The 5,734-nt window shown below is 76.7% G+C and carries 5 protein-coding genes; 2 read left to right on the top strand and 3 right to left on the bottom strand.

The genetic code is table 11. The features are described from left to right. Together ACSNOD_RS27515 and leuE are read left to right on the top strand one after the other, a co-directional pair. Positions 1-703, top strand: a 703-nt coding sequence (locus ACSNOD_RS27515; protein ID WP_436769775.1) for a L,D-transpeptidase family protein, incomplete at its 5' end; no start/stop codon positions are given. Between the two features lie 310 nt (positions 704-1,013). Then, entirely contained in the window at positions 1,014-1,700 is a 687-nt protein-coding gene (gene leuE / locus ACSNOD_RS27510; protein ID WP_436769774.1) for a leucine efflux protein LeuE, read from the top strand. 87 nt (positions 1,701-1,787) lie between these two features. Here the strand turns inward: leuE and ACSNOD_RS27505 are convergent, their stop codons facing one another. The 3 genes from ACSNOD_RS27505 to ACSNOD_RS27495 all read right to left on the bottom strand — a co-directional run. After that, on the bottom strand, positions 1,788-2,855 hold the full coding sequence (locus tag ACSNOD_RS27505) for a hypothetical protein (RefSeq protein ID WP_436769773.1): 1,068 nt from the start codon (positions 2,853-2,855) through the stop codon (positions 1,788-1,790). A 386-nt stretch (positions 2,856-3,241) separates the two neighbouring features. Beyond that, positions 3,242-3,940 carry an RNA polymerase sigma factor gene (locus tag ACSNOD_RS27500; RefSeq protein ID WP_436769776.1) on the bottom strand — a complete coding sequence of 233 codons (699 nt, stop codon included), beginning with the start codon at positions 3,938-3,940 and terminating at the stop codon, positions 3,242-3,244. A gap of 528 nt (positions 3,941-4,468) precedes the next feature. After that, on the bottom strand, positions 4,469-5,734 hold a 1,266-nt coding region (locus ACSNOD_RS27495), incomplete at its 5' end, for a beta-N-acetylhexosaminidase (protein WP_436769772.1).

Below are 5,734 nucleotides of genomic sequence, written 5' to 3'. Positions count from 1 at the left end.
GGCCCCCGTACCGCCCGCGCCCCCCGCACCGGACGCCGCCGCACCGCACACGCCACCGCCGGCGCCGGCCGCCGTACCCGGTCTCTCGCCCGGCGGGCGCGGCGGGCCGGTCCGCGAACTCCAGGCCCGGCTGGCGCAGCTGGGGTTCTTCGGCCACCGGCCCACCGGCTTCTACGGCCCCCGTACGACCGCCGCCGTGGCGTCCTTCCAGAGCCGGCAGGCGCTCCCGCCCTCCGGCACGGCCGACGCCGCCACCTGGGCGCGGCTGCGCGCGCTCACCCGCCAGCCGTCGCGCGACGCGCTGCGCCCGCCCACCGGCCGCCCGGCGGACCCGCCGGACCGGCGCTGTCTGACCGGCAGGGTGCTGTGCGTCAGCAAGAGCAGCCGCACCCTCGCCTGGATGATCGACGGCAGGGTGGTCTCGGCGATGGACGTCCGCTTCGGCTCCCAGTACACCCCGACCCGCGAGGGCACCTTCACCGTCTACTTCAAGAGCCGGAACCATGTGTCCACGCTCTACGACACCGCCATGCCGTACGCGATGTTCTTCAGCGGTGGCCAGGCCGTCCACTACTCCGCGGACTTCGCGGCGCGGGGCTACGGCGGCGCGTCGCACGGCTGTGTCAACGTCCGCGACAAGAGGAAGATCGCGGCGCTGTTCGAGCAGGTCCGCACCGGGGACAAGGTGGTGATCTACCGGTGAGCGCCGGGCGCGGGGGCGCGGCGCGAGGGTTACCGGCGCGGGCGCCGGGGCGCGGCGGGCGGCGCGAAGGGTGAGGGGCGCGGGCAGGGCCGGGGGAACGAGCCCCGCCCGCGCCGGTGCGCGAAGCCGCAGGTACGGGGGGAACCCGGCTTCGCGCGGCCGATGACCAGTCGGCATTACGTACAGCGCCACGGGCCGCGAAAGTGTCACACCCCCGGGAAAACCAATGCGCCGGCGGGCGGGAACCGGCGGGAATCCGCGATACGGAACACCCGGCGCGCGCCCGGCGCCGTATGTCAGACTCCGCCCCATGCTGGGCGTAACCGATCTTCCGACGTATCTGGCCGGGCTGATATTGATCATTCTGCTGCCGGGGCCGAACTCGCTCTATGTCCTCTCCGTGGCGGCGCGCCGCGGCGTCCGGGCCGGCTACCGGGCGGCGGCCGGGGTGTTCTGCGGCGACGCCGTGCTGATGGTGCTCTCCGCCGCGGGGGTCGCCTCGCTGCTCAAGGCGACCCCGCTGCTCTTCGCCGTGGTGAAGTACGCCGGCGCGGGCTATCTCACCTGGCTGGCGATCGGCATGCTGAGGGCGGCGTGGGGCATGTGGCGGGCGCGAGCGGCCCGGAGCGCCGATCAGCCCCTCGGGGACGGCGGGGCGGGGGGCGCGGATGCGGCGACCGCGGGCCCGCCGGACGAGCGCCCCTACCGCCGGGCGCTGGTGATCAGCCTGCTCAATCCGAAGGCGATCCTGTTCTTCATCTCCTTCTTCGTGCAGTTCGTCGACCCGGGGTACGCCCACCCCGCGCTCTCGTTCGTCGTGCTCGGCGCGCTGGCCACGCTGTGCAGCTTCCTCTACCTCACGGCGCTGATCTTCGGCGGTACGCGGCTGGCGGCGCAGTTCCGCCGCCGCAAGCGGCTGTCGGCGGGCGCGACGACGGCGGCGGGCGCGCTCTTCCTCGGCTTCGCCGCCAAGCTCACGCTGAGCAGCGCGGGCTGACCCGGGGCGGGCGGGCGCGAACGGCGGCGGCGCCCGGCGCCTGAGCCGGGCGGGTGCGAACGACGGCGGCGCCCGGCGGGCGCCGCCTCAGCGCACGAGCCCCTGGCCCGAGCCCTGTCCTTCGCCCTGCCCCTCGCCGAGGCCGATGTCCAGCGACGAGCGCGTCGGCACGTTCTTCCTGACCGGCGGCGTCTTCGGGGCCTCCCCGCCGTCGGAGCCCTGCTCGGGCTCGTCCGCCAGCACCTTTCCGCAGTAGCGGTTCACACCCTTGGCGCCGCCGGCGACGTCCTCCAGCCACCGCAGCGCCTGCTTGTCGACCGTGCCGGCCTTGTACTTGCGGCACCAGGAGCGGGCCAGCCGAGCCGTCTCCGGGCCGCCGCCCCGGTGGCTGGGCTTGGCATCCGGCAGGTCCGGCGCGTCCGAGGGGCGCTCGGAGGGCGAGGGACCGGGGCCGTCGCCGCGGTCGCCGTGGGACGGCGTACCGCTCCCGGGTTCGGTGCCGAGCGGCCCGCTCGGTGCCGGGGACGCGGCGTCCGCCCGGCCGGGCTCGCGGGCCGTGGCCGCGGAGTCCTCGGCCAGGGGCGGGCCGGAGCGCAGCGGCTCGGCCGACTCGGCGCCCGACACGCTGGTGGCGGGCACGGGACGGCCGCGGTCGCCGAACGGCGTGGGCAGCACGCCCGTACCGGCCGCGACGGCGACCCCGCAGAGCGCGCCGCCCGCGATCACCACGGCCAGGCCGGCCCGGAGCGGCTGGGCCCAGCCGAGGCTCCAGCGGGGCCGGCGGCGCCGCGCGGCGGGCACGCCGCCCGCCGCCGCCTCGGCGCGGGCCCGCAGGAACGCGGCGACGGCCACCTCCTCGCCGGGGAGCTCGCCGGGGCCCGCGACGCGCCGGTGGTGGGCGGCGACGGCGTTCAGGGCCTCGGACAGCAGGGCCGCGCCGGCGTCCCGGGAGGCCCCGGAGCCCGGAACGGAGCCGGCGCCGGCGAACGTCCCCGCGCCGGCAGCGGCGTCGGGCCCCGGCGCGGGCGGGCAGGGCGAAGCACCGGGACCGGACGGAACGTCGGCGCCGGACACGGCACCGGGACCGGCACCGGACGGGACGTCGGAGTCGTGGGTCACCTGCGGGCCGGGCGGAAACTCGGAATCGGGCGGCACATCAGCACCGGATCGCGCCTGCGCGCCAGGCGGCACATCGGAGCCGGAGGGAACGCCGGAACCGAACGTCACCTGAGAACCGGAGGCCACTCCGGACCCAGGCAGCGCCTCGGAACCGGGCAGCGTCCCGGAACCGGGCGGCACATCGGCGCCGGAGGAAACACCGGGCACCCGCGGGACGTCGGACGCCCGCGGAGCGTCGGGCCCCGGCGGAACCCGCGGAGCGCCCCGCTCCGCCGTGCCACCGCCATCGCCACTGGCGCCGTCCGCCCGGCGCGCGTTACTTGAGCCGTCAACGGCATCGCGGCCGTGCCGACCGAGCACGCCACCCCGCAGCAGTCGCTCCGCGGTGTCCTCGTCCAGCCAGCTCAACGGGTCGTCGGCCATCACATGTCCTTCTGCGTCCGCGCGCGTGTTTCCGTCACACCGGCGGAGGTCACGGCACCGGCCTGCGGACCGCGCTGCGGCGGTACGCCGTCGAGCCCGGACGGGCTCGTTCCGCCACCGGCGGCGGAATCCTCGTGCTCCTCGGGCCGGCCCGCGCCCAGCAGCTCGGCGAGCCGCCGCAGGCCCCGGTGGGCCGCGGTGCGCACCGCGCCGGGCCGCTTGCCGAGCACCCCGGCCGCGCTCTTGGCGTCGAGCCCGACGACGACCCGCAGCACCACGGCCTCCGCCTGGTCCTGCGGCAGCCGGGCGATGAGCCGCATCGTGCGGTCCGTGCCCAGGGCCTCCAGCGCCTCGCCGGCGGTGTCGGCGGCGCCGGGCGTCGTCAGCAGTTCGGTCTCGTCGCCGCCGACCGCCGGGCGGCGGCCGCGCAGCCGGATGTGGTCGAGCGCGCGGTTGCGGGCGACCCGGGCCGCCCAGCCCCGGAAGCGGTCCGCGTCGCCGCGGAAGTCCCCGAGGTCGCGGGCGATCTGGAGCCATGCCTCGGAGGTGACGTCCTCCGCGTCCCCGTCGCCGACGAGGGTCCGCACATAGCCGAGCAGACGGGGGTGCACCGCGCGGTAGACCGTTCGGAAGGCGTCCTCGTCCCCCGCCTGCGCCGCGTGCACCGCGGCGGTCAGTCGCGCGTCGTCCGCCGCCACACCCTGATCCTGCTCCACTCTCCCCTGGCCTTCCGACTCGGGGTCCCTACGCGCCACGCGCCACGCCGCCGACCGCGCCGGGCGTCAGTCGCCCGGGCGCCCGGCGGTCGCGCACGGCGACGCGCCGCGAGCGCACCGGCCTCGCGGGCCGTGGCACGGACACATGAGAGGAGCACCCCCGGGGCGGCGGCCCTCCCAGGGGCCGCCCAAGCGTTCGGACGGTCATCGCGCCGGTCGGGCGCTCGTGACGCACGCTACGGCCTGGGCCGCGTCCGCGTCCACGTCCGCACGGGCCGCGACCCCGCCACGGCCGGGCGTCACGGTACACGCCCGCACGGGCTGTGACAGAAATCGGGTGCCCGGCGCTGAGTGGAGTACGGGCCCGGTGGCAGGGCCCTCGTACCGGCGGCCGGGGTCTCTCCTGTGGGGGGTGGCGACCCCGGCCGTCCACGCGTGGCGGCTTCCGCCGCGGCTCTCGCCGCGAGACGTGCCGCTCCTCTCACCCCGCGCCGGGCCCCGTGACCGTACTCACTTCGCCACCCGGTCCGCCAGTTCCGTGAAGGACCGCCAGTCCCGGGTGGGCGGGCGCGGGTCCCACAGTCGCTGGGCCAGGGCCCGCAGCGGCAGCCGGATGCCGCGGGCCACCTCCTCCTGGGTCTGCGCCTGCGCCCGGTCGCACCAGATCGCGAGCCGGCCCCCGAGCACGCGGTCGGGCCCGGCCAGGTCCGCCGGCACCGGCCGGGTGCCGCGCAGCACGGCCGGCGACCACTCCCGGTAAACGCGCTCCCCGGTGGGATAGCGGAACTGGTTGGGCTCGCCGAGCACGTAGTACAGATACTCGTCGTTGAGGTTGACCACCTTGCGGCCCTCGCGCAGATACTCCTGCGGCTCGCGGGCGCCCAGCTCCTTGCCGGTCCAGTACTCGACCTCGATGTCCCGGTCCGGGGCGACCACCCCGCCGGTGAAGAAGCCGTCGTTCCAGGCCTTGGGCTTCTTGCCGGCGGCCTTCACCACCGCGGCGCGGTCGTTGAGCCAGCCCGTGGCCAGGTCCTGGACCCGCGCCCGGCTCCCGTACAGCTGCCGGGCCCGCTCGGCCAGCCGCGGGTACGAGGCCTGCGGGTCGCGGCGGACCAGCGCCTGGTACTCGTCCGCGCCCACGTGGACGTACGGGCCGGGGAAGAGCCGCGCGTACTCGCGCAGCAGGTCGTCCACGATCCGCGCGGCGGCGGGGTTGGCGATGTCGACGGCGCCGCTGGTGGCGGTGCCGGCCGCGTCGCGCAACTGAAGGTCGGGGTGGGCGCGCAGCACCGCGCCGAGGTGGCCGGGCGAGTCGATCTCGGGGATCACGGTGATGTGCAGCCGCTCGGCGAGCGCCAGGAGGCGGCGCACCTCGTCCTGGGTGAGGTGCTGCGGGGAGACGACCTCGGGGTGCGACTCGCTGGCGATGCGGAACCCCTGGTCGTCGGAGAAGTGCAGGGCGAGCTGGTTGAGCTTGAGGTCGGCGAGCTCCCGGAGCCGGTCCTCCAGCCACTGGGCGGTGAAGTGCTTGCGGGCGATGTCGACCATCAGCCCGCGCTGGGGCCGGTCGGGCCGGTCGGCCATGGTGCCCTCGGGGACCAGGCCGCCGCCGGTGCGCAGGGTCTGGAGCAGGGTGCGGGTGCCGTAGAAGACGCCGGCGTCGTCCGGGCCGGTGATGGTGACGGTGGCGTCCCGGGTGGTGAGCCGGTACGACTCGGGACCGCCGCCGTCGCCCGGGCGGTGCCGCAGTTCGATGTCGCCGGGGCGGGCGGGGCC

This window comes from Streptomyces sp. URMC 123 (assembly GCF_051386515.1).
Lineage (GTDB): Bacteria > Actinomycetota > Actinomycetes > Streptomycetales > Streptomycetaceae > Streptomyces.
The sequence above is the reverse complement of the archived record's forward strand: the minus strand, read 5'-3'. Positions and strand labels throughout refer to the sequence as shown.

What these genes read in the sequence shown, in the direction of transcription:
- leuE (WP_436769774.1), top strand. Translation starts at nt 1,014, where the DNA reads ATGCTGGGCGTAACCGATCTTCCGACGTATCTGGCCGGGCTGATATTG.